Source organism: Maricaulis sp. (assembly GCF_048270095.1).
Lineage (GTDB): Bacteria > Pseudomonadota > Alphaproteobacteria > Caulobacterales > Maricaulaceae > Maricaulis.
The window spans coordinates 96373-122195 of the sequence record NZ_JBLWTL010000005.1; the positions used below are offsets into that span (position 1 = coordinate 96373).

Here is a 25823-nt window from a genome sequence, read left to right on the forward strand (position 1 = left end):
ATGTTCGGAAAACGGGCTGGAGGTCCAAAACCGACGCCGGCACCGGCGGCACCGGCCCCGAAGCGGGCCGAGGCCCGCGCCGCGCCTGTTGCCAGCTCTGCGACCCGTACCGCATCCGACACAGCGGCGAATTCAGGTAGCAAGCTGGCCGCCAAACTGGCGCCGCAACCGGCTGCCAAGCCAGCCAACAAGCCGGCCGCCAAAGCCGTGCCGCGCACCGCACGTGTCGCGGCCGACCCGGTTGGTGGGCGGTCTGAAGAATATTACGCAATCAAGACGACGATCTTCAATGCCCTGATCGATACGATTGATCTGGGCCAGTTGTCGCGTCTCGACCAGGAGACGGCCGCGGAGGAAATCCGCGACATCGTCACCGAGATTATCTCGATCAAGAATGTTGCGATGTCGATCGCCGAGCAGGAACAACTGCTCCAGGACATCTGCAATGACGTGCTCGGCTATGGCCCGCTCGAGCCCTTGCTGGCCCGGGATGACATCTCCGACATCATGGTCAATGGCGCCGATGCCGTCTTCATCGAAGTCAATGGCAAGGTCGAGAAGACCAATATCCGCTTCCGTGACAATGCCCAGCTGATGAATATCTGTCAGCGGATCGTCAGCCAGGTCGGCCGCCGGGTTGATGAAAGCTCGCCGATCTGTGATGCGCGTCTCGCCGATGGTTCCCGGGTCAACGTCATCGCGCCGCCTCTGGCGCTGGATGGCCCGACCCTCACCATCCGGAAATTCAAAAAAGACAAGCTGACCATGCCCGATCTGGTCAATTACGGCTCGATCACGCCGGAAGGCGCCAAGGTGCTCGCCGTTATCGGTGCCAGCCGCTGTAACGTGCTGATCTCCGGCGGTACCGGTTCCGGCAAGACGACGCTGCTCAATTGTATGACCGGTTTCATTGAACTCGATGAGCGCGTCGTGACTTGCGAAGATGCCGCCGAACTGCAGCTTCAGCAGCCGCACGTGGTCCGTCTCGAGACCCGCCCGCCCAATCTGGAAGGCAGTGGCGAGGTCACCATGCGTGACCTGGTCAAGAACTGCCTGCGTATGCGCCCTGAACGCATCATCGTTGGCGAGGTCCGCGGGCCGGAAAGCTTTGATCTGCTGCAGGCGATGAATACCGGCCATGACGGCTCGATGGGCACGCTGCACGCCAACTCACCGCGCGAAGCCATGGCGCGGATCGAATCCATGATCACCATGGGCGGCTATAATTTGCCGACCCGCACGATCCGCGAAATGATCGTCGGTTCGATCGATGTCATCGTCCAGGCAGCGCGCCTGCGCGACGGCTCGCGCAAGATCACGCACATTACCGAAGTGATCGGCATGGAGGGCGATGTCATCGTCACCCAGGATCTCTTCCTCTATGAAATCCAGGGCGAGGATGATGATGGCGGCATTACCGGTCGCCATGTCTCGACCGGTATCGCGCGTCCGAAATTCTGGGACCGCGCCCGCTATTTCGGTCTTGACCGCGAACTGGCCGCTGCCCTCGACGCGTCGGAGGCCTGAGCATGAGCCCCGACCTTGCCTTTATCCTCGCCGCGGCCGCGGCCTTCTTCGCAGTTGGCGGCGTCGGCTGGGTCACTCTGGGTGCGATGGGCGATGCCCAGTCGAAAAAACGTCTCGACCGGGCGGTCGGCGGGCGGCCTGCCCGTTCCAAGCGCGCGAATGCGACCCTCGACAGCGCCGCTCAACGGCGCCGCCAGGTCCAGGATTCGCTCAAGGACATGGAGCAACGCCAGAAGGATATCCGGAAGAAATCCATTACCCTGAAGGCGCGAATCCAGCAGGCCGGGATGAGTTTCACCCCGACCGCGTTCTGGATTACCTCGGCGTGCCTCGGTGTGGCCGGCTTCCTGATCGCTCTGGTGACCGGGCAAAGCCTGTTGGTCTCGGCAGGCATTGCACTGGTTTCCGGGTTGGGCATGCCGCGCTGGACGCTCGGGTTGTTGCGAGGCCGCCGTCAGGGCAAATTCACTGGCGAGTTTGCAAACTCCATCGACATCATCGTGCGCGGCGTCAAATCGGGCCTGCCGCTCAATGAGTGCCTCAACATTATCGCCCGCGAATCCCCGGAGCCGATCTGCTCGGAATTCCAGCTGTTGACGGAAGGCTTGCGGGTCGGTCAGTCACTGGAGGACGGGCTCGACAAAATGTGTGAGCGCATGCCGCTCCCCGAGCTCAACTTCTTCCGTACCGTGTTGATCATCCAGCAAAAGACCGGTGGCAATCTGGCCGAGACCCTGGGCAATCTGTCTGGCGTCCTGCGCGCACGCCGGATGATGCGCGAAAAAATCGACGCCCTGTCCGGCGAGGCCAAGGCCTCGGCGGCGATCATCGGCTCGCTCCCACCAGGCGTGCTCGCCATCGTCTACGCCACGACGCCAGACTATATGAGCCAGATGTTCATCCACCCCACCGGCCAGCTCATGCTGCTCGGCGGCGCGACCTGGATGGCGATCGGGATCTTTGTCATGCGCGGCATGATCAATTTCAAAATGTGAGGCGATGGGCATGTTCGGCATCAGCTTCAACGATTTGCGCGACTTTCTGACCGACCCGGAAATGCTTGTGATGGCGATCTCCGCCATCCTGGTCTTCGCCACCATCGTCACCCTCGCCGGGCCAATGATGGGCGGCGACAATCTCGACAAGCGCGTCAAGTCGGTTCGCAACCGGCGCGAGGAATTGCGCAAGCGCAATCGCGAACAGCTCGAGGCCAATTCGCGCGGGCGCGGCGGCGGTTCGATCCGCAGTGTTGAAGCCAAGGGCGTGATGCGCAAGGTGGTGGATTCCCTCAACCTGCAAAAGGCCTTCGAAGACCCCGCTTTGCAGATGAAGCTGCAACAGGCCGGATTCCGCGGCAGCCGCCCGGCGGTCACCTTCTACTTCTTCCGCCTGACCATGCCTTTCATCCTGCTGGCGGGGGCCTTGTTCTATGTCTTCATGGTCAATGATTTCGGCCTGCCGACGATCACCCGGGTCTGTTTCTCGCTCGGCTTTGGCATGCTCGGCTACTACGCGCCGAACCTGTATCTCTCAAACGCCGCCGCCAACCGTCAGCAATCCATCATGGGATCATTTCCCGACGGGCTGGACCTGCTATTGATCTGCGTCGAGGCGGGCATGTCGATCGAGGCTGCCTTCCACAAGGTCGCCACCGAGATTGGAAATCAGTCGCTCGAACTGGCGGAGGAGTTGTCCCTGACCACGGCCGAGCTCGCCTATCTGCCCGATCGCCGTGTCGCCTACGAAAATCTCGCCAAACGCACCAATCATCCCGGCGTCAAGGCCGTCTGTACCTCGCTGATCCAGGCCGAGCGCTACGGTACGCCCCTGGGTCAGGCCCTGCGGGTCATGGCGAAGGAAAATCGCGACATGCGCCTGGCCAATGCCGAAAAAAAAGCCGCTGCACTGCCTGCAAAATTGACAGTGCCGATGATTGTCTTCTTCCTGCCCGTGCTGTTCGTGGTTATCCTCGGACCGGCCATCATTCGCTTCAACAGCATGTGATGGCCTCAGTTGGCGCGCTATTTGAATAGTGTGCCCCATGTTGGACAGGTGGACACAGCCCATGTTTTCCGGGCGCAAATCGGCGGACAAGCTCCGCGACCAGATCGATGCAGCGGATCTGGCTGTGGCGTCAGCCATGGCTGCGATCTTTGAGGATGATGTTGCGGCAGCGCGCAAGGCGCTGGCGGCTGCGCCGAAAACCCATTTCGCGGATATGGGCTGGAAGGTGGATCTCGCCACGGCGATGATCGAGCTCAAAACGGGACGTCACAAACAGGGAATCCAGAAGCTGATCAGCGTCTGTGCCCGTCTCGACGACACTTCGATGGGCCGCGACGACAAGAATTATCTTCGCCTGTACGCGCTCTATCGAGCCAGCGAAGCCTCCAAGGGCGGCAAGGCACCGATGGAAATGCGGATTCTTGTGGAAGATTTCCGCTTCGATCACACCATGGTGACGCCCTTGCTGCGCAAGGACTTTCCGCTCAAGAAAATGGATGATGCCGAGATCGCGCCGCCGCCACCGCCGCCGCCCGCCATTCCGCTTGTCGAAAGCTGATCCCGGACTTCCGGTTTCGATCAGCCGACTTCAATCCCGGAACCGAAGACGTCAGTCCCCGCGCAGCGAATCATAGCTGCGTCGTGAGGTCAGCATGGCGCGGACATAGGCCATATTCGATTCGGCCATCGCCGGTGTGACATCATAGCGTGCCACTTCCTCGGCTTCCGCGAACCGGCCCTGCAAGGCAATCACAAGGGCGAGATTCTGGCGTACTGCGGCTTCGGCGCCGGGCCGGATCATGGCTTCGCGCAACATGCGCTCGGCGGTTTCCGCTTCGCCTGACAGCGCATGGGACAGCGCCAGATTGGACATTGCCGTTGGCTCTCCCGGTGAAAGAACCAGGGCGCTGCGGAAGCTTTGCCGGGCCTGGTCGGGCTGGCCACCCTGCTCATAGGCGACGCCGAGCGTGTTGAAGACGCGCCAATTGGTCGGATCAGCCTGCGCCGCCCGGCGCAGCGGCTCGGTGGCGCGGGTGCCGCGGCCGGTTGAGGTGAGGGCGGTTCCATAGGCGAGCAGTAATTGCGGGCTGCCCGGATGGAGGGCCAGGGCCTGCTGCGCAATCTCGATGGCCCGCTGTGGATTGCCCAGCTGGCGCAGCGCATTGGACAATTCATAGGCCGCTTCAAGATCGGAAGGGTTGAGTTCATGCGCCTCGGCCCAGAATGTCGCTTGGGTCAACATGTCCTGGCTTCGGATCGCGACCCGTTCCTGACTGGTTGCGGGCACGATGCTGCGCGCATCGAGTTCGGCGGCGAGCGCCTGCTCCTCGTCGGTGCGCGCTGTCGTCGCGCACGCGGTCAGAACAAGGGCGGCAAGGGGGATGGCGAGGAATGAGATGCGCATGACGGGACCATTTACTGCGAGCCTGGCTTGAATCTGCGCCCGCCCGGTCAAGAATGCGTTAATACACACGGCGCCGGCGATATCGCCGCACCATGATCCCGCAGGGAAGGTCAGCCCCATGAATTCGTTTTTCTCGTCCTCGGCTTCGGCGCGCACCGTTCGTCTGGTCAGCCAGGCGCAGCGCGACGATGTGGTCGCCCAGCTTCCGGCCGCCGAGCGCCCGCTCGCGGCGGGTTTCGCGGGCAAGCCTGGCCAGATCGTTCTGCTGCCATCCGACAGTATTTCGGGAGCCTTGTTCGGGATCGGCAATGGCGAGGATGCGTTTGCCCTCGGCGCAGCAGCCTTTGGCTTGCCCGAGGGTGACTGGCAGATCGATGACATGCCTGACGCGCTCAATCCCGGCCTCGTTTCGCTCGCCTGGGCGCTGGGCAGTTATCGCTTTACCCTGTTCAAGGCCGCTGAGCGCGAGCCTGCGCGCCTTGTGCCGCCTGCCGGGACCGATATCGCCGAAATCACGTCGATTGCCTCTGCGGCGATGCTGACGCGCGACCTGGTCAATTCCCCGGCGGATATCATGGGCCCGGAGGGGCTCGAAGCGGCCTTCCGGAAACTGGGTAAGCAGCATGGCGCCAAGCTCACCGTCACCAAGGGCGACGCGCTTTTGAAGCAGAATTTCCCGATGATCCATGCCGTCGGCCGCGCCGCCGGCGAAGCGCCGCGCCTGCTCGAACTGGAATGGGGCGATCCGGCGCATCCGCGTTTGGCCCTGGTGGGCAAGGGTGTGTGTTTCGATAGCGGCGGGCTCGACCTGAAGCCGGCCGCCGGCATGCGCTGGATGAAGAAGGATATGGGCGGCGCCGCCAATGCAATGGGGCTGGCCCAACTGGTGATGGCGGCGAAATTGCCCGTGCGGCTGCATGTCCTGGTGCCGGCGGTCGAGAATGCGGTGGGTGCTGATGCTTTCCGGCCCGGCGATATCCTGGTCTCGCGCCAGGGGATCACGGTTGAGATCGACAATACCGATGCGGAAGGCCGCCTCGTGCTGGCCGATGCGCTGAGCCGCGCCGTTGAGGACAAGCCGGACCTGCTGATCGATTTCGCGACCCTGACCGGTGCGGCCCGCGTGGCGCTCGGCCCGGAAGTCATGCCCTTCTATACCGATGACGAGGCCCTGGCAGCGGAGATTTTCGCGGCCGGAAATGCCGTCGCTGACCCGCTCTGGCGCATGCCGCTCTGGGATGGTTATGAGCGCGAAATCGAGGGTGATATCTCCGACATCGTTAATAGTGCCGCCATCCCGCTGGCCGGCTCGATCACCGCCGCGCTCTTCCTGCGCCGCTTTGTCGGGACATCCAAATGGGTGCATTTCGACATTTTTGGCTGGAATCTGAAGGATCGCCCCGGCCGGCCCAAGGGCGGCGAGATGCAGGGCGCGCGTGCCGTTTACCAAATGCTCAAACAGCGCTTCGTAAACTAGGCCCGAATCGATCACGGGCTTCAGGGTAGCAATATGGCTTCGCAGGCGATGACATCGCTTGAGATGATGAGACGCGTCTCGGCGGATGCCGTTCGCGGGGCTGCGGCCGATCTCACAGCGCGCCAGTTCGCGCTCCTGCTGGCGATTTTCATGCGCCCGGGACCCCATAGCGTGCGTGAACTGGCGCAGGCGCTCGACCTGCCAAAACCGGCGGTGACCCGGGCGCTCGACGTGCTCGAACGCCTTGGCTTCATCCGGCGCAAGCGCGACCAGACCGACCGGCGCGATGTCTCGGTGCATCGCACTGTCAAAGGGGCCGTGTTTCTGTACGATTACGGCGAAACCGTTGCTCACCGCGCCGAGGAGACCGCCTCATGCCCGCTCTGGATCCCCGCCTCACACCGGCACGCCCCGACCTTGCCGCTGCCCATCTGAAGGGGCAGGTCGAGGCGACGCGTTTTGTTGAACCGGTGGACTATCAGGCGATTGCCGCCTCGGTCGCGATCCGCCGCACGCCGGAAGCTGACGGCGCCGTGGATGACCAGCTATTGGCCGGCGATATTTTCGCCCTGCTCGAGGAGAAGGATGGTTGGGGGTGGGGCTTTTCCCGCGCTGACGGTTTTGTTGGCTGGGTCGATTTGCTGTCCCTGAGCCGTGAGGTTGAAGCGGTGGACCACCGGGTGACGGCGCTCCGCACCTACGCCTTCTCCGAACCGGACCTCAAATCCGAGCCTAACCTCTTGCTGTCGCTCAATTGCAGTTTCAGGGCCGGCCGTCGCGAAAGCCGCTATGTCGAGGCGATCGGGCTGGGCTGGGTGTTCGTGCCGCATTGTGGCTCGCTTGACGAGCGCGCGTCCGATTTTGTCGCCGTCGCCGAATCCTTTCTCGGCGCACCCTATCTCTGGGGCGGGAAAGAGAGCCTTGGTCTCGATTGTTCCGGCCTGGTGCAGATGGCGCTTCTTGCGGCGGGGACAGCCTTGCCCCGTGATTCCGATCAGCAGGAAGCGTATCTGGCCAAGCACTGGCGTGATGTGACCGGAAACCCGCAACGCCAGCGCGGCGACATCGTCTTCTGGCCGGGGCATGTTGGCATCATGACTGACAGCGAACACTTGCTGCACGCCAATGGCCATTGGATGGATGTCACGCTCGAGGAATTCGGAGCGGCTGAACGCCGCATTCGCGAAGCCCATGCCCCGGTCCGCGCGATATACCGCCAAGCCTGATTTCCGCTTTTCAGACAAAAAAAGCCCCCGGAACATGCGTTCCGGGGGCCTTCTTGTCATCAGTCCGATCAGGCCTTAATGGCCGTCGTTCGGGAGCTCGGCAGGGGCTGCCTCGTCGATGGCTGCCTCCATGGGCTCGGTCGCATCCTGCGCCGCCGGCATGTCCACCGCGTCCATGGCATCGGTCATCGCCGCTTCGACAGCGTCCGGCGCGTCGGCGGGCAGCGGATCAGGCAGGGCCATTGGTGTGTCCGACAGGCTGCGCAAATAGGCGATCAGGTCCATACGCTGGCCTTCATCGCGCAAGCCGGCGAAAGTCATCGCAGTGCCCGGTGCATAGGCGGATGGGCGTTCGAGATAGCCATCCAGCTCGGCATAGCCCCAATCACCACCCAGGCTGTTGAGAGCCTCCGAATAGCTGAAGCCCGCAACCGATGCGACAGCGCGTCCGACGACGCCCCAGAGATGAGGGCCGGTACCATCGGCGCCGCCATTCTCGAAATTATGGCAGGACTGGCAACGACGGGCGACGCGTTCGCCGGCACCGATATCGGCACTGGCCAGCAGAAGTCCGTAATCGGTTGGGCCTTCCACAACGGCTTCCTGCGAGGCGGACCCGTCGCTCTCAAGCGCTGCCCAGTCAACCGGATACGCCGTGTTCTCAGCTGTCAGCTCGTCGGCTGCATGGGATTTCACCAGCATGTGCCCGAGTTCAGTGATCGCCAGGATGGCAAGAATGCCGCCAATAATGACGCCAGCAATCTTGTTGAAGAAGAGATCGCCCATCGACGCCCCCGTTATGATTTAGCCGAAAGTTGAGCCGTGTTTGGCATGCGCCGCGCTTGCAGGCAACAGGCTAGCGCGTTCCTGTGCATGCGGTATCGCGCCGCATTTTGTGCTGTCTGGAGCCGGGGTGCAATATCTGTGGCGCGCTTGCGGGCGCAAAAGCCGGTCCCCACATGTCTGACCACGCCGGCAAGCGATCCATCGCCGGACGCTGCATTTGCCACGGAAGCGCCTTAATCCATGCCTTGAAAACACCGGATTGCGGGACGAGATCAGACCTCTAAGCCGCACGCATTTCGCGTGCATTACGAAATTGTTACCTGAGGTTAATGACAAAATGATGCGTACCATTATTGCCGCTTCTCTCTCGGCTCTTGCGATCGGTTCGGTCGCGCAGGCCCAGGATACAAGTTATACTCTCGGCGCCGGCTATGAGCGCTTCAGTGGTGACGGTGTTGACCTTGATTCAGTCGTGCTGCGGGGTCGCTACGACTTCAATCGGTATTTCGGCGTAGAGGGTCAGGCCAATATCGGCGTTGGCGATGACAGCGTGACCGAGCTCGGCGTTACCGCCGATGTCAGCCTCGACTACGCTGTTGGCGTGTTCGGCGTTGTCCGCCCGTTCAGCAATGAATACGGCAATGTCTTCCTGCGCGCCGGCTACACCAATTCCCAGATCGACGCGAGCGTCGCCGGCTTCTCCGGCAGTGCCGACTCCGACGCCTGGGCCTATGGCATTGGCGGCGAATACCTGTTCGACAGCCGCAATGGTGTCCGCCTGGACTACACCAATTTCGATTATGATGGTGGTGGTAGCTCTGATGTCTATGGCATCAGCTATGTGCGCCGTTTCGGCGGCTAAGCGCCCCCGTTAGACCGCAGAATGGGGCCGTACGCCAAGCGTGCGGCCCTTTTTGCATTTGGGGTTCAGATTTCCCCGTCAGCCCATAATTCCACCAGGCGCCGGGCGATGGCGACCGATGGCGGCAACTGGGCCTCGCGATGTTGGCCGATGAGCATGGCGCGAACCTCGTCGCGGCTGAACCAGCGGGCATCTTCCAGCTCGTTCTCGTCGACGGTCACGGTGGCATCGGTGACCGGCGCGACCAGGCCGATCATCATCGAGGAGGGGAAAGGCCAGGGCTGGGTCATCACATAACGGATGGCGGCCGTGTCAGCGACGACGCCGGCTTCTTCCTGCAATTCGCGGGCGCAGGCTTCCTCGATGGTTTCGGCCGGCTCGACGAAGCCGGCCAGGGCCGACCAGATGCCCGGGGGCCAGCTGGCCTGGCGTCCGAGCAGGCAATTTTCGCCATCAATGGCGAGCATGATCACGACGGGATCGACGCGGGGGAAGTGCTCGGCCTGGCAGCCGCCACACACTCGTTTCGCGCCGCCGCAGACGATCTCTGTCGCCAGGCCGCAATTGGCGCAAAACCCGTGGCGCTCATGCCAGGCGAGCAGTGCCTTGGCGTGGGCAAAAATCGCAGCCTCGCTCTGGCTCAAAGCCATTGCCGCCTGGCGCGCATCCATGAAGGCGAGGCCGGCCTCGGCTGGTGGTTCCTGGGCCAGTTCGGTGGCGAAGACCGGATCGCCACGCAATTCGCCGAGATAGACCTGCAACAGGGCCGGGCCGTAGAGCCGGGCGCATTCGTCGAGCTTCATCCAGCCCAGCCCGTCGCCCCCCGCAATCGCCGGCAGGCCCCGGAACAGCACCATGGTCCAGGCATTCTCGCGGCCGGCCTGGGCGGCGAGCTTGTCAGGGTCACGCCGCAAGAGTTCACCGCGATCCAGTGGCGACCCGGCAAACACGAGCGGCGGCCGATTAATCAGGATGGAACGGTCACTCATGGCTAACTCCCGGGGGCAGGGGCAAGTCGCAGGGTCTACTCGGGTTCCGGACGCGCTTCAACGGGCGCCCGGCTCAAAGCATGAAGCGGTCGAGATGGCCGGGTGTCTCGCAGGACCAGCCCAGCTCGCGCTCAATCCGTTCGCGCAAGGCGCGCGAGGAGGCCGGTTCACCATGCACAAGGAAGGTCTTGCGTGGCGGCTTTTTGAAACCCTGAAGCCATCGCATGAGCTCATTGCTATCGGCATGGGCTGACAGCATGGATATCTCTTCCACCTCGGCCTGGATGGGCACATTGCGGCCGTGGATCCGCAGTTCGTCGGCACCGGCGACCAGGGTCGCGCCGGGTGTTCCCGGGGCCTGAAAGCCCGAGATGACGATCGTGTTGCGCGGGTCCGGGGCATAGGATTTGAGGTGGTGCAGGATGCGCCCGCCGGTCGCCATACCGCTTGCCGAGATGATCACTTTCGGCATTTTGTCTACGGTGAGCGCCTTGGAATCCTCGGTGTCTCGGACATAATTGACCATGTCGCCGATCTCCCGGGCATCCTCGGGCGATATCCTGTGGTCACCGAAATGATGGCGCAGAATGGCGCTGGCATTGATGGCCATCGGGCTGTCGAGATAGACCGGCACGGCTCTCAGCCGGCCGGCCTTTTTCAGCTTCCACAGATAATAGGTCAGCAATTGCGCCCGTCCGACGGCGAAGGAAGGGATGACCACCGTGCCGCCGCGTGCGGTGGTTCGCTCGACGATTTCGGCCAGTACTTCGCTCGCATCCCCCTGCTGATGCAGCCGATTGCCATAGGTGGATTCCAGCAGGAGATAATCGGCGTGCCCGATGGGTTCGGGATCGAACAGGACCGGGTCATCATAGCGGCCCAGATCGCCGGAAAACGCGATCGTGCGATCATGCCATTTCAGCGTCACCGTTGCGGCGCCGAGGATGTGGCCGGCGCGGCGCAGCTGCAGCTGTGCGCCATGGCCAATATCGGTCTCGACCCCAAACTCGACCGGGCGGAAGCTTTCCATCGAGGCTTCAGCCTCATCTTCGGTATAGAGCGGCAGGGCCGGTTCATGGCGGGAGAATTTCTTGCGATTGGCGTATTCGGCATCGCGTTCCTGCAGATAGCCGCTATCGGGCAGCAATATCCCGCACAGATCAATTGTCGGCGGCGAACACAGGATTTCGCCCGCATAGCCGTCGCGGATCAGGCGCGGCACATAGCCGGAATGGTCCATATGGGCATGCGACAGAACGACGTTGTCGATCGAACGCGGTGCGACCGGGAAGGGGTCCCAATTGCGGGTCCGCACATCGCGTCGGCCCTGGAACATCCCGCAATCAAGCAGGATACGCCTGCCATCCGCCTCGATCAGGTGTCGCGAACCGGTGACGGTGCCGGCGGCCCCCATGCAGGTCAGGCTCATCTCGGTCAAGGCGGGGCTCCGTTTCATTCTCGGCGGCGCCCGAGGGCGGCGGGTTCGCCAATCGTATCAAGATGCTGCGGGCTGTCGAAAGAAATATCCGGCACTCGTGCCTTGTCCGGTGAACTATTCGCGATTGGGTGCCAGCCAGCCCGAAAGCAAGACGCGTCCGAGCCAGAACACTGTGAGGATCACGACAGCCAGGATCGGCGCGACCAGCAAAGGAGGGTGCTGAAGGAACTCCGGCAAGACATTGCTGTTTCCCAGGAAGAATATAGTCACGGCGATGAACATGGAAAAGCCCATCCGCCAGAGGTGTCTCGCGATGCGGTTGCGGCCTGAAAGGCCGCGGCGCCTGATAAGCCGAAAGTCCAGCACCCCGAAGAACATCGCCAGCGCGGCCAGCACATAATACGCAGCCGGTGGTGGGAGGTCTTCCGGCTCCCCAAGGCTGGCCGGTGCGAAGAATCCACTGATCGCACAGGCAAACGCACAGACGATAATGACAGAAAACGCGATGGTTTCGAACCGACCCGTTGTCCCATCAGTTCGTTTTGCTGCAACCCAGCCAGTGGCCACAAGGTAGAGGGCGAAAACACCGAGAAAGCCGGTGAAGATAATCTCGCGCGTGAAGCTCAAATAGATGCCGCTCAATGCCAGGGCGATCATGCAGCCCAGGAAAAGGTTTCCGGCAAAGCGGTGCACGAAATGCCCCTTGCGAGACAGTATCGCTACCGATCCGGCCAGGACCGTGACCGAACCGGTTATCAAGTGGACAAGCGCTATCTGCGGGATTTCCATTGGCCAACTCTCTCTCTCTGTGTGTTCGGGACGAGCCGGGTCAAGCTCGAACTGTTCACGCGTGTCGGGAGCGGCTGAACATCAACACACCGCCGACCCAGATGAACCAGACGATGAAGCCGAGCCCGAAGACGCTTCCCGCCTCGCCCAGCGCCGGCACGACAGTCAGCAGGCCGGCTGTACCAATAATGGCACCCAGCGCATTGAGTCCGGTTGGCAGGGATTTCGACCACTGACCCGCCCAGCTCAGCAACAGGATCCAGAGGCCGCCCGCGATCTCATTGCCGCCGCCCAGGCCCTCTTGCACGATTGCGAGCACCTGCCAGACGGTGGTGGTCAGTGGCGAGTCTGCGGCCTGCAGGTTGATCACTCTGCCAAGCGCGACATTGGCGAGCATGCCGCTGGCGAGAAGCAGTCCGGCCCAGATGAGGCCAAAGCTGGTGGCGGTTTGGGCCAACCCGGCACAGCCTGATTTCACGCGCTGGTGGAGGGCAACCGCAAGGATGACAAGACAAAATGCATTGCCGACGTAGATGATCAAATTCCACGCATGCATCACCGACTGGTTCTCGACCAGGAACAAGACATGTTGCGCCGGATCGATCTGCCCACTGCCAAAGCGCGCCGGCCCAAGGACCGTGAAATAAAACCAGAAGCCAATGAGATAGGTGCCAGCAGCCAGGATAGCTGCCGCGCCGCCAAGACGTTGAAAGTTGATCATACCGGTGATTATCCTGCTCGAACGAAACACGAGACCGGCAAGGACCGCCCTCGTGAACTGATGGGTGCCGCCACAGTCAGGTGATGACTGAAAGGAACGGCTGAACTGCTCGATGTCTGCCCGAACCGGCACATGCTGTCGCCCGCGCCTATTGGCTGAGACATGGACATGTTCACGCCTGTCGGGCAGGACAGCTCGCAGATCGCCGGTGCCGGTTTCCGAATCGGGGGAGGGCCGCTGCGACGCGAACTGGAGGATAGCATTGAACGAGACCGTCACACTGGCACTTGCGACGGCCACACTGGGTCAGGTCGCGCTTTGCACGACGATTCTGGCGATGCGATCTGCGCAATGGCCGGGGTATTGGGCGCTGGCGACGTTTTTCATTGCAATGGGTATCGTCAGTGCCGGCCCGCTTGTCTCAGCATTCTTGCCGGCCCTGGAGTCGCGATATTTCTCGATAACCATTCCGGCCTATCTGCTCATGGGTCCGGCGCTTTATTTGTATGTGGAGGCGCTGACATCGGAGCGCGTTTGGCGCCCGAATCGTCGCGAAGCCCGCCATTTGATTCCGTTCGGCTTTGGTCTGGCGGCCATGGTATTGGCGAACTCGCTGCCGGCGTCCGAACGCCACGAAATCTTTGTTGTCGGGGAGACCAGCGGCGCGCTTTTTCCGGCCGTCGTCGTGATTTTCATCTTCGCGCTCGTGCTGGGCTGGATGATCCAGTCGGCTTACTATGTGGTTCGCATCCTGTCCCGCCTGACATCCTATCGCCGTCGTCTCAGAATGCTGTTCGCCAGTACCGAAAACAGTGAACTCAGATGGGTCGGAGGGCTCCTCCTGATCATGGGGACGACATGGCTGTTGTCATTCGTCAGCCTCGTCTTTGACAATTTCACCGGGCGTTCGTTTGCGGGGCCGCAGACCGCAGCGCTGATGTCACTTGTCCTGGTCTGGTCATTGGCGAGTTGGGGCTTGCGGCAAAAGCCGGGGTTTGAGGGCCGTTATCTTGATGACGAGACAGACGAAACTGCCGCACCTTCACCGATCTCCGGCTCAGACGCGAAATACACCCGATCGGCATTGACCCCGGAGCAGGCAGGACGGATCGCGGCGAAGATCGAGGCTGCGATGGTCCGGGATCAAATCTATCTCGACCCGACGATTTCACTTCCCGTATTGGCTCGCCACATTGGAGCGCCGACCAATCATATTTCGCAAACTCTCAACGAGACCATCGGCGAATGCTTCTTTGATTACATAAACAAGTGGCGAATTCGCGCGGCCGAACCACGCATCTCCGCGGGATCCGAGACCATTCTCGAAGTCGCGATGTCGGTCGGGTTCAACGCACGGTCCTCGTTTTACAAAGCGTTCAAACGGGAAACCGGGCAAACGCCAAGTGAGTATCGACGGTCGAAATCGGAGGCGTGACCCGGGGGTGTAGCGGAGCGACACCGGGAAGCACGATATCGATCAAGGGTCGGACGGGTTGACCGGAATGCGCGCGATCGGACCGCTTGTGTGATCGGAGACGACGTCCTGGTTGCCGCGCGCGAAGACCATGCGAGTTTTCCCGGTGCCGAGGCGCGCATCGCCGCGGAGAGTTTTCGCCGTTCGCTGTGAAGCCATGACTTGCACCATGCCGCCCGGCTTGCGATATAGAGCGTGGAAGATCGGCGGTGGACGAGCTCCTCGCCAACCCGGTCAGGTCCGGAAGGAAGCAGCCGTAACGAGTTTTCGCACGGGTCGCTGTCCGGTCTTCCACGCGCACCAGCGCAATTAGCCCCGCGCAGCCCGGATTTCAGTCACCTGAATTTTCAGGCACCCGAATCTCAGTCAAGCGAGCCGATATGGACGATACGCCGCTGCCATCCGACGAGACAGGCGCAGCGGAGGCGCTGATGCCGGGGCTCGATCTGCCCAAGGCCGGCCCGGTTCCCGGATATCAGGTACTGGCGCGCAAATACCGTCCCGACACGTTCGAAGACCTGATTGGCCAGGCGGCGATGGTGCGCACCCTGACCAATGCCTTTGCGGCCGGTCGCATCGCCCACGCCTATATGCTCACCGGCGTGCGCGGCATCGGCAAGACGACCACGGCGCGCCTGATCGCGCGGGCGTTGAATTTCCGCAATGCCGAGATCAATCAGCCGTCGATGAAGCTCGATATCCGCGGCGAGCATTGCGATGCCATCGCCCGTTCGGCCCATGTCGATGTGATGGAGATGGATGCCGCCTCGCGCACCGGTGTCGGCGATATTCGCGAAATCCTCGAGGGCGTGCGCTACGCTCCGGTCTCGGCACGCTATAAAGTCTACATCATCGATGAGGTCCATATGCTCTCGACCTCCGCCTTCAACGCCCTGTTGAAGACGCTGGAGGAACCGCCCGAGCACGCCAAATTCATTTTCGCCACCACCGAGATCCGCAAGGTCCCGGTGACGGTGTTGTCGCGCTGCCAGCGTTTCGATCTCAAGCGGATTGATCGCGAAGTGCTGACCGATCATCTTGAGCGGATTTGCGGCCTCGAATCGGCTGCGGTGGAACGCGAAGGGCTGTCATTGATCTCCCGCGCTGCAGAAGGCTCGGTGCGCGACGGGCTCTCCCTGCTCGACCAGGCGATTGTCCAGGGTGCCGAGGCTGATGGCCCGGTAACCGCGATCCAGATCCGCGACATGCTCGGTCTGGCCGACCGCGCCCGCGTGCTCGATCTGCTCGAACATGCGCTGGGGGCCCGCACCAAGGAAGCCCTGACCGAACTGACTTCGCTCTATGATGGGGGCGGCGACCCGGTCGTGGTGACACGTGATCTGCTCGATTATGTCCATGCCGCCTCGCGGGTGAAGGCGGTCGGCTCCGGCGCCGATCTCGGTGAGGCCGCCGATACGGTGCAACGCCTCGCGGCGATCGCCGAAAGCCAGAGCCTGGCCCAGCTGACGCGTCTGTGGAAAATCCTGCTGACCGCACTCGATGACGTCCGGACCGCGCCCGATCCGCTGGCCGCTGCCGAGATGACGCTGTTGCGTCTGGTCGCGGCCTCGATGTTGCCGCCACCGGAAGATGCGGCTCGCCTCCTGGCTAGCCAGCCACCGGCTGCTCCCGACAGGGAGGCGCCGGGAAAGCCTGAGCCGGCCGCTGCGCCGGCCGGTGCCGAAGCCGCGCTCGACGCTGAGGCCGGCACCACTGATACGCCCGGGGTACAGCAGGGCCCGGACACATTTGAAGCGCTGATCGCCATGCTGCAGGAACGCCGCGATATCATTCTGCAACTCGATGTCGAGCGCTGTGTGCGCCCGGTTTCCTTCAAACCCGGTGCGATGACCTATCAGCCGGCCGAGGATGCACCATCGGATCTGGCGCAACGCCTGTCCAAGCGTTTGCAGGAATGGACCGAGACGCGCTGGATGATCCTCGCCGATGCCAATGCCAGGGGCGGCGAGACCTGGTCGGAACGCCGCCAGCGCGGCAAACAGGAAAGAATGGCTGATATTCGCAGCGACCCGGCTGTGGAAGAGGCGATGCGTCTCTTCCCCGGTGCCGAGATTGTCCGCGTGATTGAAGCCGCGACCACCGAACCCGATGACGAGACCAGCCAAGCGGAGAATCGCGCATGACCGATTTGATGGGATTGATGAAGCAGGCTCAGGCCATGCAGCAGAAAATGGGCGAAGCACAGGAAAAGCTCGCCGCCAGCCAGGTGGTCGGTGAAGCCGGTGCCGGGCTGGTCACGCTGACCTTGAGCGGCAAGGGCGAAATGCGCGCCCTGTCGATCGATCCATCCCTGCTCAATCCCACCGAGGGCGAAGTGGTCGAGGATCTGGTGATGGCGGCCCATAATGACGCCAAGCGCAAGATGGAAGCGCTGCAGCAGGACGTGATGAAAGACGTCGCGGGCGGCCTGCAATTGCCACCCGGCATGTCGATGCCGGGCTGAGCGGACTGGATACGACCCGATGCGCACCGCCTCTGCCGGACCTGAAATCGAACGCCTGATGGCGCTGCTCGCCAAATTGCCGGGCCTGGGCCCGCGCTCGGCACGGCGTGCCGCCCTGCATCTGCTCGGCAGGCGCGACAGCCTGATGCGTCCGCTCGCCGAGGCGCTGGGCGATGCCGCCGACAAGATCGGCGCCTGCAGCGAGTGCGGCAATCTCGATGTCACCAATCCCTGCGCGGTCTGCGCCTCACCGGGCCGGCAGCCGGCGGCGCTGTGCGTCGTCGAGACGGTGGGCGATCTGTGGGCGCTCGAACGCGCCGGCGCCTTCAAGGGCCGTTATCACGTGCTCGGCGGTGTGTTGTCAGCCCTCGATGGCGTGCGGCCCGACGATCTCAATATCGCCAAGCTGATCGAACGCGCGGCGCGCGAGGAGATCGTCGAAATCGTGCTCGCGCTCAACGCGACAGTCGATGGTCAGACGACGGCGCACTACCTCGCGGACAAGCTGGCGCCAACGGGTGTCTCGGTCACTTCGCTGGCGCGCGGCGTTCCGGTGGGCGGCGAGCTCGACTATCTTGATGACGGGACGCTGGCCGCAGCCTTCCGCAGCCGGGCGGCCGTCTAACCAGCCCTGTTCAGCCGGGCAAATCGCTCTATTGTCGACTCACCCACCAAGGAAGAGGCGACCGGCAATGGACGATGAAGCGGAGCGTAGTCTGCACCTGGACATCCGGCTGACGCGCAAGACCGTCACCCTGTTCTTCTGCATCGGCCTTTTCATGGTCTCGCTGGTCATGGCTGCGCTGACCTCGGTCAAGCTCCAGCAGTTTCATATCGGCGGGCTTGCCGTCCTGGTCCCGGCCGGGACCATCGCCTTCGGTCTCACCTATCTGGCAACGGATGCGATCAGCGAAGTCTGGGGTCGCAGCTATGCCCTGTGCGTCGTACTGGTCGGCCTGGTGATGCGCTTGCTGATGATGTTGTTGATCATGTATGCGCTCTATGCCGAACAGGTCTTCCCCTTCATCTCCGCCACCGAGGACTGGACCGGGGAACGTCAGGCGGCGTTCGAGTCGGTGTTTCGGGCCGGCATCCGGCTCAATATTGCAGGCATGATCGCCTTCGGCATCAGCGCCTGCGCTGACGTTCTGATCTTTCACTATTTCCAGAAGCGGGACGCCGGCAAGAACCGGCTCTGGTTCCGCAACAATTTTTCGACGATTACGTCGCAAATCCTCAACAGCGTCATTTTCATCAGCGCCGGATTTCTGGGCGCGGTACCGATGGCAGCGATCGGCAGCCTGATCCTGGGGCAGATCGTCGTCAAGATCGTGGTGGCGGCGTTCGATACGCCGGCCATCTATCTGATCCGCAATTTCGCTGAAGGCCGGCGCTTGCTCGACTTGCGTGGCTAGAGCGTCAGCGCCCGGGCCATGCTGGCCAGTCGTGGCGGCAGGCCGGATTCAAACGCCGAGGCCTGGGCCCAGCGGCGGCGCAGGCGGGCCGGGATTTCACCCAGCTTTCCGGGCATGATGCGGGCTGCAGATTCCGTCATTTCCCAGCTGCGTATACCCAGCGCTGCAAGTCCGCGGCCGAGCACCCGTCCCTGCCCGAGCGGGACATCATAGCTGCGATAATATTTCTTGTAGTGAGCGCTGCCCGCGCCCAGATCGACGCGCTCAATACCGCGTTCGGCTGCGTGTCTGAAAATGCCCTGCATCAACAGCAGGCCCGGTGAGTATTTCGCCAGTTCCGGGTCATAGGCCGGGAACCATGAATGGTAAACTTCGCCCGCAACCAGACCAAATTCGACTGCGGCGAGCCGGTCGCCGAACCAGAGCGCCGCGGTCAGGCCGCCGAATTCCGAGCCTTCGCCCTGGCGTAAATCGGTCAGCGCCGCCTGGACCCAGTCAATCGCGAAGACGTCGAGCTTGCCGGTCGCGCGATACTGGGTCTGTTTCCAGTTGCTCAATGTCTCGAACAGGCGCCCGTCGGGATCACCCATCTGTATGCGCACCGGACCGTGATCCCGCTCCGCATTCCGTTGCAGGCGTGCCGTCTTGCGGAAGTGTGACGGCGATTCCGTCTTCCGGGCCGCGAAATAGGCGTCGGCGCCACCCGCGAGATCGACAATTGTCGAGCCGTCAATGTCGCGCATGGGTGCCGCCTGATCCGTGAGCGGGCCATACCAGTTATCGAAGACAAGCGCCGAACCACCGGCACTTCCGAGGACTGCCCTGAGATCAAAGCTCTGGCCGGGGGCAGCGATAATGCCCTGATAATCGCTCATTGGCGCGCCGATCGGCCGGATCACGCCCTCGCGGGCCGCATGATGCGGGAAAAAGCCGATGATCTGCCCGGCATCTTCGAAGACGGCAATCCGGACATCGTCGCGTACGCGGGCGATGCACCGGGTGAATTCAAATCTCAGATAGGGACTGACAAGCCGGCCACCGGGCGAAGCCCAGGCGTTCCAACGCGAGACCATTGCGTCGTCGATGTCCCCGATTGAAACGATTCTCACGTGCACTCAGCTTCCCCGTTCTCGCCTGTGAGGGGAGACGCAAGTTGCGGGCCGGATGGATCACGCCTAATTGCAGGCGACAGTTTTTGTCCGGGCCACTGTGCTAGGCTTCAGCTCACCCATCAGATTCGGATCGACGCCATGGATATCGCCACGCTTCTTTTACTCGCCGGGCTCGGCATCGTGCTCGTACTTCTGGTTCTCATTCTGGTTCGCAAGCCGGCCGATAGCGGCGCCGCAACGGCGGTGCAGGTCGAGGAGCTGAAGCTCGAACGCGATGAGCTGCGCAACGAGTCGGATCGCCAGTCCGCGGCGCTGTCAGAAGCTCGCCAGGCGCTGGCGCGCATCGAGACTGCAGTCGAGGAGCGTGATCGTCTGCGCGTGAAGCTCGAGGCAGTCGAGGCGGAGAAGGGAAAGCTGGACACCCAGTTCGCCAGCCTGCGCGCTGAACATGATGCCGCCATCCGCCATCATGACGAAAAACTCGCCGAGCTCGAAAAGGCCCGCGAGAAGTTGACCGAGACCTTCAAGTCGACCGCCGCCGAGATCCTCAAGACCAGCGGGGCGGAGATGAACAAGCAGGGCGCCGAAGGCCTGCAGGTCTTGCTCAAGCCCTTGCGAGAACAGCTCGACGGCTTCCAGAAGCGGGTGATCGATGATGCTGAAAAGCGGATGGGCCAGACCACCGAGATCAAGACCCTGATCCAGACCCTCCACTCGGATGCCCGCCAGATGTCCGACGACGCCAAGGGGCTGGTCAATGCGCTGCGCTCCTCGGGCAAGGTGCAGGGCGATTGGGGCGAGATGGTGCTGGCGACGATCCTGGAACGTGCCGGCTTGCGCGAGGGCCAGGAATTCTTCACCCAGCAGAGCGAGACCACCGATGATGGTGCCCGCCGCCGGCCCGATGTCGTGGTGGAAATGCCGGGCAAGCAACGCCTGGTGATCGATTCAAAGGTCAGCCTGACCGCCTTCGAGCGTTGCGTGAATGCGGAGGACGAGGACGCGCGCGGCGTCGCGTTGAAACAGCACATCAATTCCGTGCGCACGCACATCAAGGCGCTGGGCGACAAGGACTATGCCCAATTCTACGAAGGCGTCGATTTCACGCTGATGTTTATCCCGCTTGAAGGTGCGGCCTCGCTGGCGCTGCAGAATGATCCGGAGATCTCGATCTTCGCGGGCGAACGCAATGTCATGATCGCGACTCCGACGACGCTGATGATGGCGATGCGCACCGTGCATAATCTGTGGACCATCGACCGGCAGAACCAGAATGCCCGCGAAATCGCCAGCCGCGCCGGCTCGCTCTACGACAAGTTCGAGGGCTTTATCGGCGATCTGGAAAAGGTCGGTCAGCGCATCGATGCGGCCAAGACTGCCTGGCACGATGCCAAGGGCAAGCTGTCCGAGGGGCGCGGTAATCTCGTTCGCCAGACCGAGATGCTCAAACAGCTTGGCGCCGGAACCAAGAAATCACTGCCCGATGATTATCTCGAAGCGGCTGGCCTCGACACCGAGGAGGAAACTGCCACACGGCCTGCCCTCACCGCCCCGGAGGCGGCGGGCGAAGCGTCCAATTCTTGATTCGCTAACCGGCACGTCCTATCTAGAGCCCATGGCTGTCAGAGAAATTATCACCGTTCCCGATCCGCGCCTGAAACTGGTGTCCAAACCCGTCGAGCGGGTGGATGACGATTTGCGCGAACTGATGGATGACATGCTGCAGAGCATGTATGCCGCCGATGGCATCGGCCTGGCTGCCATCCAGGTCGGTGAACCCAAGCGGGTGATCGTTATGGATCTGGCCAAGGCTGACGAGGCGCCGCAGCCGCGCTATTTCGTCAATCCGGTCCTGTCCGACCCGTCCGATACACTGCAGCCCTATGAAGAGGGCTGTCTGTCCGTGCCGACCGTCTTCGATGAAGTCGAGCGTCCAGACCGGATCAAGATCGAGTATCTCGATTATGACGGCCAGCCGCGCGAAGAGATCGCCGAAGGCATGTTTGCCGTCTGTATCCAGCACGAGATGGACCATCTCGAGGGCATTCTCTTCATCGATTATCTCTCGCGCCTCAAGCGCCAGCGCGCCGTGGCCCGGGTCAAGAAGCTGGAAAAAGACAAGACCCGCGAAGACGCAGCCTGAGGCACCGGCCTGCCCTATTGGGGCGGCGGCGTGCCGAGAAGATCGGAAATCGCCTGCACATACGCGCGAAAGGCGGTGCGCCCGGCCTTCGTGATGCGCACGCGGGTCAGGGGCTTTCGGCCGAGGAAGCTCTTCTCGATCGTCACGAAGCCTGCCTCCTCCAGCTTTCGCAAATGCACTGACAGATTGCCCTGCGTCGCATCGAGCACCGACTTCAATTCCGTAAACTCGGCCACTTCGGCATTCGACAGATAGGTCATCACGCCGAGCCGGAGCCTGCCGTGAATGACTTCGTTGATCTGGCCGATTCCCGATTCTGGTCCCGGTTCGTTCATCGGATCAGGACTCCGCCTTCCGGCCTGATCGCATCATGATCCAGCCCGGCAAGGCCATCAGGGCGAACATCCCGAACGAGGCGACCAGGACGAATTCCGGAGTGCCGGCCGTCAAGGCCAGCAGCACCGCCGTGACAAACCAGCCCACCGATACGGCGCCGAGCCATAATCTCTGCCGGATCCGGAAAGCGATGAACCACACCATGCCCTGAACGGCAAAGATCGCGGCGCCATAGCTGAACCAGGCATCGGGGCTGTCGAGCTTGACCGCGGTAATCCAGAAGATAGCGAGCAGGCAGAGATTGGTGGCACCGATGGCCGAGAAGGCATAGTCCAGCGCGCGCCCGGCCATCGTCTTGGGGCCGTTCTTGCCCGCCCCGCGCAGAATGACCACCAGGACGCCGAGGAAAACCAGGGTCGGTCCGAGGATGACTGCGAGCATCCCGATACCGGTGATTTCGAGCCGTCCGCTGAACTCGGCCCATTGCAGCAATGTCTGGACGCCATAAATCAGACCGGCCGCAAACAGGGTCTTTCCGGTCGTCTGGCCCGGAGGTGTGGTGTCGGAGACCAGTTCGCGCATGAAGGCGAGGTCGGCGTGGGCGTTTTCCTTGTCCTGATTCATGGTGTCCTCTGAGTCGGCAGGCGGGCCGGGGCGATCCTGCCCCAGCCCGGAAGGGAAGTCATGACTGCGTTGCTTGTGGGGCGAGGGCCGGTTCATCCTTGGCGGGTTGGCGCCCGTACCGCCGGCCATTGATCCAGGCTCCAAGCCAGCTATTGCGGACCAGAAGCTGATAACTGCCCAGCAAAATGATCAGGGTGATGGCCAGCACCAGCGCGAATTTCACCTCACCCGGCCAGGCGAGATCCGACACCATGACCTGCAGGGCCATCACCAGTGGCAAGTGCATGATGTAGAGCCAGTAGGACGAGTCTGCGAGATAGCGCCGGATACGGCTGTGTCCGGACCAGAATTGCAGCGCCAGACCGGTGATCGCCAGGGTCCACGCCCAGCTCGCAATCGCATAGCTTGCGGCCAGAATGGCCTTGTCCGGTCCCGGTGCCGGTGGGACAAAATCCGGGACCAGCCCCAGTTGACGCACACAGATCATGGTCGCCGCCAGCGCCAGCGCTGTATTGACGGGCCACCAGCGCCGCCAGGCATCGACCAATCCCGATTGCCCCTGCACCAGCCAGCCGGCGCCAAACGCCATGCCGTAAGCGATCAAGGCTCCATTATTGGGCACGAAGCCGGTGTCGGGTGTGGGAATTCCGAACCAGGCGTACCAGGCGGGGTTGAGCCAGAACCAGAGGCCGATGGGCGCTGCCAGGACGGGAATGCCGATCGGGGTTCTCAGGATCAATGCGGCCAGGCGGTCGACCGGGTTTTGTCGCGCTTCCGACCGGTCGCCCAGGCGGGGCACCAGATAGAGCGCAGCCGCCGCGACGTAGAAAATCAGCAATAGATAGAGAAACCACAAATGGGTGAGCGGCAGCGTGGCCAATTCCAGCGGCGGTGGCGGCGGTGTGCCTTCGGGCACCACCCCGCCATTGGCCTTCAGGAAGCCCCAGATGAAGACGGCCGTGATCATGGCGAAGAGCGGGCCCCAGAAGATCACGAGCGGCAGGGCGATCCGTTTGCTCCGATCTCGGAGGAAACCGATCACGCCGCGCTTTTCTATCGCCATGCGGGCAAAGAAGCCGGCGATGAAAAAGAACAGCGTCAGCCGGAAAATGTGCGGGACCATGAAGGCGAAGGCGAAACCCTCTCCGGCGGCAACATCCTGGGTGGCCCAGATTTGTGGGCCCGGCAGGAAGGACATTGAGGCGTGGAGGAGAATTCCAAGCATCAAGGCCATGGCGCGAACCGCGTCCAGCGCGTGCAGGCGTTCGGTTTGAGGGTGGGTCACGGGCAGTCTCCGATTGTTCGAAGATCAGCAGATATCATAGACTAGTTTATAATGTAAACCAGTTTTGCTATTAACCGTGCGCCCGGCGCTGTCAGGTCGGTCGGTTAGAAGCGTCCAGCCTGGAAATCCGTTACCGCTTGCTGCAATTCCGCCTGTGTGTTCATCACGAAGGGGCCATAGCGGGCCACTGGCTCATTGAGCGGCTGGCCAGCGACCAGCAGGAAGCTGGCGGCCTTGGCCCCGGCCCTCAACTCCACCGTATCGCCGTCGCTCAGCACGGCGAGGTCGGGATCCTTGACGCTCTTGCCGCCGGCCGAGACCTCGCCCTTGTAGACCGAGATGAAGACGGTATGTCCGGCGGGTACGGCTTCGCTGAACGTGGCGCTCGGCTCGAGGGTAATGTCGAGCAAGAGCGGCTTGGTCGCGATCTGTTCAACCGGGCCGGTGGTGCCGCTGGCGCTGCTGCCGGCCAGGACGCGGATCTGGCTGCCCTCGCGATCCTCGACTGGGATTTGCCCGGCGGAGAACTCCTGGTAACGCGGCGCGGTCATCTTCTGTTTCGCCGGCAGATTGACCCAGAGCTGGAAGCCCCACATGCGGCCGTCTTCCTGCTCCGGCATCTCGGAATGCACGATGCCGCGACCGGCCGTCATCCACTGGATGCCGCCAGGCCCGATCACGCCCTTATGGCCCTTGTTATCGCCATGGCGCATGCGGCCATCGAGCATGATGGTGACGGTTTCAAAACCGCGATGCGGGTGGCTCGGGAAGCCGGCGATATAATCATCGCGATTATCGGAGCGGAACTGGTCGAGCATCAGAAAGGGATCGAGATAATCCAGCCCCTGATGCCCGAGCATACGGGTCAGTTTGACGCCGGCTCCGTCGGAGGTCGGCAGGCCGCGCGAGATCTGGCTGATGCGGCGGGCTCTGGTCTTTGCGATTGTGCTCATGACGGGCTCCTGTTCGCTGTCCTGAGGCTCAAACTAGGATTTTGCCGGAGCGGAAAACAGCCGCCACCGCGAAAAGCATTCTTTCCCCTGTGGAGAGGATGACTTGTTGCTTGACCCGGGCAGGCGGGCACAGGATCGTGACCGGAAGAATTTCAGGGAGATTGCCAACATGAAACTGATCCATGCCAGCGCCGCGCTTGGCCTGATAAGCCTTGCAGCCTGTTCCGCACCGCAATCAACGCCAGCCAGCGACGACATGCTGCTCGCACTGTCGCAATATTGCGGTCAGGCCTTCGAAGGCGGCGTGGTCAGCGATGATCCGCGCGATGCCGACTGGGCGGCGGAAGTGCTCACCATCCATTTCCGCGAGTGCAGTGAGGACGAGGTCCGCATTCCGCTGCATGTCGGCGAGAACCGGTCGCGCACCTGGATCATCAGCCGTCAGGGTGATGGCCTGCGCTTGCAGCATGATCATCGCCATGAAGATGGCAGCGATGATGCGGTGAGCATGTATGGTGGCTCGACGGTGACGCCGCCCGCCAATGGGCGCGCTGAGTTCCCCGCCGATCAGTTCTCGAAGGATTTGTTCGAGCGTGAGGGCCTTGCCGTCTCGGTCACCAATGTCTGGACGCTTGCGCTGACCGATGAGGCGCTGACCTATGCGCTGGATCGCCCGGAGCGCCATTTCGAAGTCAGCTTCGATCTGACCCGGCCGGTGGATGTTCCGCCAGCCCCCTGGGGTTTCGAGTAGGCTTTCAGGGACATGTGCCTTTGGCGCATGTCCCGTTGCCCT

General features: G+C 62.4%; 27 protein-coding genes and 1 other RNA gene. 17 read left to right on the plus strand and 11 right to left on the minus strand.

Annotated elements, in window-relative coordinates; all coding sequences use genetic code 11:
* From ACN0YJ_RS04945 to ACN0YJ_RS04960, 4 genes are all read left to right on the plus strand, one after another.
* Positions 1–1527 (plus strand): CpaF family protein, encoded by a 1527-nt coding sequence (locus ACN0YJ_RS04945; protein ID WP_417477932.1) that lies wholly within the window; start codon positions 1–3, stop codon positions 1525–1527.
* A gap of 2 nt (positions 1528–1529) precedes the next feature.
* Positions 1530–2522, plus strand: a complete 993-nt coding sequence (locus ACN0YJ_RS04950) for a type II secretion system F family protein (RefSeq protein ID WP_091766700.1) — start codon at positions 1530–1532, stop codon at positions 2520–2522.
* Between the two features lie 10 nt (positions 2523–2532).
* Positions 2533–3531 carry a type II secretion system F family protein gene (locus tag ACN0YJ_RS04955; RefSeq protein WP_417495509.1) on the plus strand — a complete coding sequence of 333 codons (999 nt, stop codon included), beginning with the start codon at positions 2533–2535 and terminating at the stop codon, positions 3529–3531.
* A 61-nt stretch (positions 3532–3592) separates the two neighbouring features.
* Entirely contained in the window at positions 3593–4090 is a 498-nt protein-coding gene (locus tag ACN0YJ_RS04960; protein ID WP_417477934.1) for a hypothetical protein, read from the plus strand.
* A gap of 51 nt (positions 4091–4141) precedes the next feature.
* Here the strand turns inward: ACN0YJ_RS04960 and ACN0YJ_RS04965 are convergent, their stop codons facing one another.
* Entirely contained in the window at positions 4142–4936 is a 795-nt protein-coding gene (locus ACN0YJ_RS04965; RefSeq protein WP_417489163.1) for a tetratricopeptide repeat protein, read from the minus strand.
* Positions 4937–5054: 118 nt separating this feature from the next.
* On the opposite strand from ACN0YJ_RS04965, the gene ACN0YJ_RS04970 reads away from it, so the two are divergent.
* From ACN0YJ_RS04970 to ACN0YJ_RS04980, 3 genes are all read left to right on the plus strand, one after another.
* Entirely contained in the window at positions 5055–6413 is a 1359-nt protein-coding gene (locus tag ACN0YJ_RS04970) for a leucyl aminopeptidase family protein (protein ID WP_417495510.1), read from the plus strand.
* Positions 6414–6476: 63 nt separating this feature from the next.
* Entirely contained in the window at positions 6477–6848 is a 372-nt protein-coding gene (locus tag ACN0YJ_RS04975) for a MarR family transcriptional regulator (RefSeq protein ID WP_417495511.1), read from the plus strand.
* Positions 6788–7639: an NlpC/P60 family protein gene (locus ACN0YJ_RS04980; protein ID WP_417495512.1), complete on the plus strand. Its 852-nt coding sequence runs from the start codon at positions 6788–6790 to the stop codon at positions 7637–7639. The genes ACN0YJ_RS04975 and ACN0YJ_RS04980 overlap by 61 nt, the downstream gene beginning before the upstream one ends.
* A 75-nt stretch (positions 7640–7714) precedes the next feature.
* Here ACN0YJ_RS04980 and ACN0YJ_RS04985 read toward each other — a convergent pair whose 3' ends face one another.
* The gene (locus ACN0YJ_RS04985) at positions 7715–8425 is read right to left on the minus strand and encodes a c-type cytochrome (protein ID WP_417495513.1); all 711 of its coding nucleotides are present in this window, start codon (positions 8423–8425) and stop codon (positions 7715–7717) included.
* Positions 8426–8762: 337 nt separating this feature from the next.
* Here ACN0YJ_RS04985 and ACN0YJ_RS04990 point away from each other — a divergent pair, with 337 nt between their 5' ends.
* Positions 8763–9287: a porin family protein gene (locus ACN0YJ_RS04990; protein ID WP_417489168.1), complete on the plus strand. Its 525-nt coding sequence runs from the start codon at positions 8763–8765 to the stop codon at positions 9285–9287.
* Positions 9288–9352: 65 nt separating this feature from the next.
* On the opposite strand, the gene nudC is transcribed toward ACN0YJ_RS04990, so the two are convergent.
* The 4 genes from nudC to ACN0YJ_RS05010 form a co-directional block, all read right to left on the minus strand.
* The gene (gene nudC / locus ACN0YJ_RS04995; RefSeq protein ID WP_417489169.1) at positions 9353–10276 is read right to left on the minus strand and encodes an NAD(+) diphosphatase; all 924 of its coding nucleotides are present in this window, start codon (positions 10274–10276) and stop codon (positions 9353–9355) included.
* Positions 10277–10349: 73 nt separating this feature from the next.
* A complete protein-coding gene (locus ACN0YJ_RS05000; protein WP_417495514.1) occupies positions 10350–11732 on the minus strand; it encodes an MBL fold metallo-hydrolase RNA specificity domain-containing protein in 1383 nt (460 codons plus the stop codon).
* Between the two features lie 96 nt (positions 11733–11828).
* Complete coding sequence (locus ACN0YJ_RS05005; RefSeq protein WP_417489171.1) at positions 11829–12503, minus strand: hypothetical protein; 675 nt, start codon at positions 12501–12503, stop codon at positions 11829–11831.
* Positions 12504–12558: 55 nt separating this feature from the next.
* On the minus strand, positions 12559–13503 hold the full coding sequence (locus ACN0YJ_RS05010; RefSeq protein WP_417495515.1) for a hypothetical protein: 945 nt from the start codon (positions 13501–13503) through the stop codon (positions 12559–12561).
* Here ACN0YJ_RS05010 and ACN0YJ_RS05015 point away from each other — a divergent pair.
* The 6 genes from ACN0YJ_RS05015 to ACN0YJ_RS05040 all read left to right on the plus strand — a co-directional run bounded on the left by ACN0YJ_RS05015 (position 13487) and on the right by ACN0YJ_RS05040 (position 18577).
* A complete protein-coding gene (locus tag ACN0YJ_RS05015) occupies positions 13487–14659 on the plus strand; it encodes a helix-turn-helix domain-containing protein (protein ID WP_417489173.1) in 1173 nt (390 codons plus the stop codon). The genes ACN0YJ_RS05010 and ACN0YJ_RS05015 overlap by 17 nt on opposite strands.
* Positions 14660–14895: 236 nt before the next feature.
* Positions 14896–14994, plus strand: an RNA gene (gene ffs, locus ACN0YJ_RS05020) — signal recognition particle sRNA small type.
* Between the two features lie 84 nt (positions 14995–15078).
* Positions 15079–16842, plus strand: coding sequence for a DNA polymerase III subunit gamma/tau (locus ACN0YJ_RS05025; protein ID WP_417495516.1), 1764 nt, complete (start codon positions 15079–15081; stop codon positions 16840–16842).
* Positions 16839–17162, plus strand: coding sequence for a YbaB/EbfC family nucleoid-associated protein (locus tag ACN0YJ_RS05030; protein WP_417477944.1), 324 nt, complete (start codon positions 16839–16841; stop codon positions 17160–17162). The genes ACN0YJ_RS05025 and ACN0YJ_RS05030 overlap by 4 nt, the downstream gene beginning before the upstream one ends.
* 19 nt (positions 17163–17181) lie before the next feature.
* Positions 17182–17787: a recombination mediator RecR gene (recR, locus tag ACN0YJ_RS05035; RefSeq protein ID WP_417495517.1), complete on the plus strand. Its 606-nt coding sequence runs from the start codon at positions 17182–17184 to the stop codon at positions 17785–17787.
* Positions 17788–17854: 67 nt separating this feature from the next.
* On the plus strand, positions 17855–18577 hold the full coding sequence (locus ACN0YJ_RS05040) for a queuosine precursor transporter (protein WP_417495518.1): 723 nt from the start codon (positions 17855–17857) through the stop codon (positions 18575–18577).
* Here the strand turns inward: ACN0YJ_RS05040 and ACN0YJ_RS05045 are convergent.
* The gene (locus tag ACN0YJ_RS05045) at positions 18574–19686 is read right to left on the minus strand and encodes a GNAT family N-acetyltransferase (protein WP_417495519.1); all 1113 of its coding nucleotides are present in this window, start codon (positions 19684–19686) and stop codon (positions 18574–18576) included. The genes ACN0YJ_RS05040 and ACN0YJ_RS05045 overlap by 4 nt on opposite strands.
* A 141-nt stretch (positions 19687–19827) precedes the next feature.
* On the opposite strand from ACN0YJ_RS05045, the gene rmuC reads away from it, so the two are divergent.
* Together rmuC and def are read left to right on the plus strand one after the other, a co-directional pair.
* Positions 19828–21273: a DNA recombination protein RmuC gene (rmuC, locus tag ACN0YJ_RS05050; RefSeq protein WP_417495520.1), complete on the plus strand. Its 1446-nt coding sequence runs from the start codon at positions 19828–19830 to the stop codon at positions 21271–21273.
* A gap of 31 nt (positions 21274–21304) precedes the next feature.
* Positions 21305–21832: a peptide deformylase gene (def, locus tag ACN0YJ_RS05055; RefSeq protein ID WP_417477949.1), complete on the plus strand. Its 528-nt coding sequence runs from the start codon at positions 21305–21307 to the stop codon at positions 21830–21832.
* A gap of 14 nt (positions 21833–21846) precedes the next feature.
* On the opposite strand, the gene ACN0YJ_RS05060 is transcribed toward def, so the two are convergent.
* The 4 genes from ACN0YJ_RS05060 to ACN0YJ_RS05075 all read right to left on the minus strand — a co-directional run bounded on the left by ACN0YJ_RS05060 (position 21847) and on the right by ACN0YJ_RS05075 (position 25030).
* Positions 21847–22167 carry a winged helix-turn-helix domain-containing protein gene (locus tag ACN0YJ_RS05060; protein ID WP_417495521.1) on the minus strand — a complete coding sequence of 107 codons (321 nt, stop codon included), beginning with the start codon at positions 22165–22167 and terminating at the stop codon, positions 21847–21849.
* A gap of 4 nt (positions 22168–22171) precedes the next feature.
* The gene (locus ACN0YJ_RS05065; protein WP_417495522.1) at positions 22172–22792 is read right to left on the minus strand and encodes a hypothetical protein; all 621 of its coding nucleotides are present in this window, start codon (positions 22790–22792) and stop codon (positions 22172–22174) included.
* 58 nt (positions 22793–22850) lie between these two features.
* A complete protein-coding gene (locus ACN0YJ_RS05070) occupies positions 22851–24077 on the minus strand; it encodes an acyltransferase family protein (protein ID WP_417495523.1) in 1227 nt (408 codons plus the stop codon).
* Between the two features lie 104 nt (positions 24078–24181).
* Positions 24182–25030: a pirin family protein gene (locus tag ACN0YJ_RS05075; protein WP_417495524.1), complete on the minus strand. Its 849-nt coding sequence runs from the start codon at positions 25028–25030 to the stop codon at positions 24182–24184.
* Between the two features lie 169 nt (positions 25031–25199).
* On the opposite strand from ACN0YJ_RS05075, the gene ACN0YJ_RS05080 reads away from it, so the two are divergent.
* A complete protein-coding gene (locus ACN0YJ_RS05080) occupies positions 25200–25781 on the plus strand; it encodes a hypothetical protein (RefSeq protein WP_417495525.1) in 582 nt (193 codons plus the stop codon).
* The last annotated feature ends 42 nt before the right edge of the window (positions 25782–25823 follow it).

Excerpts from the sequence above, each read along its gene's own strand:
- ACN0YJ_RS04945 (WP_417477932.1), top strand. The coding sequence starts at position 1 with ATGTTCGGAAAACGGGCTGGAGGTCCAAAACCGACGCCGGCACCGGCG.
- ACN0YJ_RS04950 (WP_091766700.1), top strand. The coding sequence starts at position 1,530 with ATGAGCCCCGACCTTGCCTTTATCCTCGCCGCGGCCGCGGCCTTCTTC.
- ACN0YJ_RS04955 (WP_417495509.1), top strand. The coding sequence starts at position 2,533 with ATGTTCGGCATCAGCTTCAACGATTTGCGCGACTTTCTGACCGACCCG.
- ACN0YJ_RS04960 (WP_417477934.1), top strand. The coding sequence starts at position 3,593 with ATGTTTTCCGGGCGCAAATCGGCGGACAAGCTCCGCGACCAGATCGAT.
- ACN0YJ_RS04965 (WP_417489163.1), bottom strand. The coding sequence starts at position 4,936 with ATGCGCATCTCATTCCTCGCCATCCCCCTTGCCGCCCTTGTTCTGACC.
- ACN0YJ_RS04970 (WP_417495510.1), top strand. The coding sequence starts at position 5,055 with ATGAATTCGTTTTTCTCGTCCTCGGCTTCGGCGCGCACCGTTCGTCTG.
- ACN0YJ_RS04975 (WP_417495511.1), top strand. The coding sequence starts at position 6,477 with ATGATGAGACGCGTCTCGGCGGATGCCGTTCGCGGGGCTGCGGCCGAT.
- ACN0YJ_RS04980 (WP_417495512.1), top strand. The coding sequence starts at position 6,788 with ATGCCCGCTCTGGATCCCCGCCTCACACCGGCACGCCCCGACCTTGCC.
- ACN0YJ_RS04985 (WP_417495513.1), bottom strand. The coding sequence starts at position 8,425 with ATGGGCGATCTCTTCTTCAACAAGATTGCTGGCGTCATTATTGGCGGC.
- ACN0YJ_RS04990 (WP_417489168.1), top strand. The coding sequence starts at position 8,763 with ATGATGCGTACCATTATTGCCGCTTCTCTCTCGGCTCTTGCGATCGGT.
- nudC (WP_417489169.1), bottom strand. The coding sequence starts at position 10,276 with ATGAGTGACCGTTCCATCCTGATTAATCGGCCGCCGCTCGTGTTTGCC.
- ACN0YJ_RS05000 (WP_417495514.1), bottom strand. The coding sequence starts at position 11,732 with ATGAAACGGAGCCCCGCCTTGACCGAGATGAGCCTGACCTGCATGGGG.
- ACN0YJ_RS05005 (WP_417489171.1), bottom strand. The coding sequence starts at position 12,503 with ATGGAAATCCCGCAGATAGCGCTTGTCCACTTGATAACCGGTTCGGTC.
- ACN0YJ_RS05025 (WP_417495516.1), top strand. The coding sequence starts at position 15,079 with ATGGACGATACGCCGCTGCCATCCGACGAGACAGGCGCAGCGGAGGCG.
- ACN0YJ_RS05030 (WP_417477944.1), top strand. The coding sequence starts at position 16,839 with ATGACCGATTTGATGGGATTGATGAAGCAGGCTCAGGCCATGCAGCAG.
- recR (WP_417495517.1), top strand. The coding sequence starts at position 17,182 with ATGCGCACCGCCTCTGCCGGACCTGAAATCGAACGCCTGATGGCGCTG.
- ACN0YJ_RS05040 (WP_417495518.1), top strand. The coding sequence starts at position 17,855 with ATGGACGATGAAGCGGAGCGTAGTCTGCACCTGGACATCCGGCTGACG.
- rmuC (WP_417495520.1), top strand. The coding sequence starts at position 19,828 with ATGGATATCGCCACGCTTCTTTTACTCGCCGGGCTCGGCATCGTGCTC.
- def (WP_417477949.1), top strand. The coding sequence starts at position 21,305 with ATGGCTGTCAGAGAAATTATCACCGTTCCCGATCCGCGCCTGAAACTG.
- ACN0YJ_RS05060 (WP_417495521.1), bottom strand. The coding sequence starts at position 22,167 with ATGAACGAACCGGGACCAGAATCGGGAATCGGCCAGATCAACGAAGTC.
- ACN0YJ_RS05065 (WP_417495522.1), bottom strand. The coding sequence starts at position 22,792 with ATGAATCAGGACAAGGAAAACGCCCACGCCGACCTCGCCTTCATGCGC.
- ACN0YJ_RS05075 (WP_417495524.1), bottom strand. The coding sequence starts at position 25,030 with ATGAGCACAATCGCAAAGACCAGAGCCCGCCGCATCAGCCAGATCTCG.
- ACN0YJ_RS05080 (WP_417495525.1), top strand. The coding sequence starts at position 25,200 with ATGAAACTGATCCATGCCAGCGCCGCGCTTGGCCTGATAAGCCTTGCA.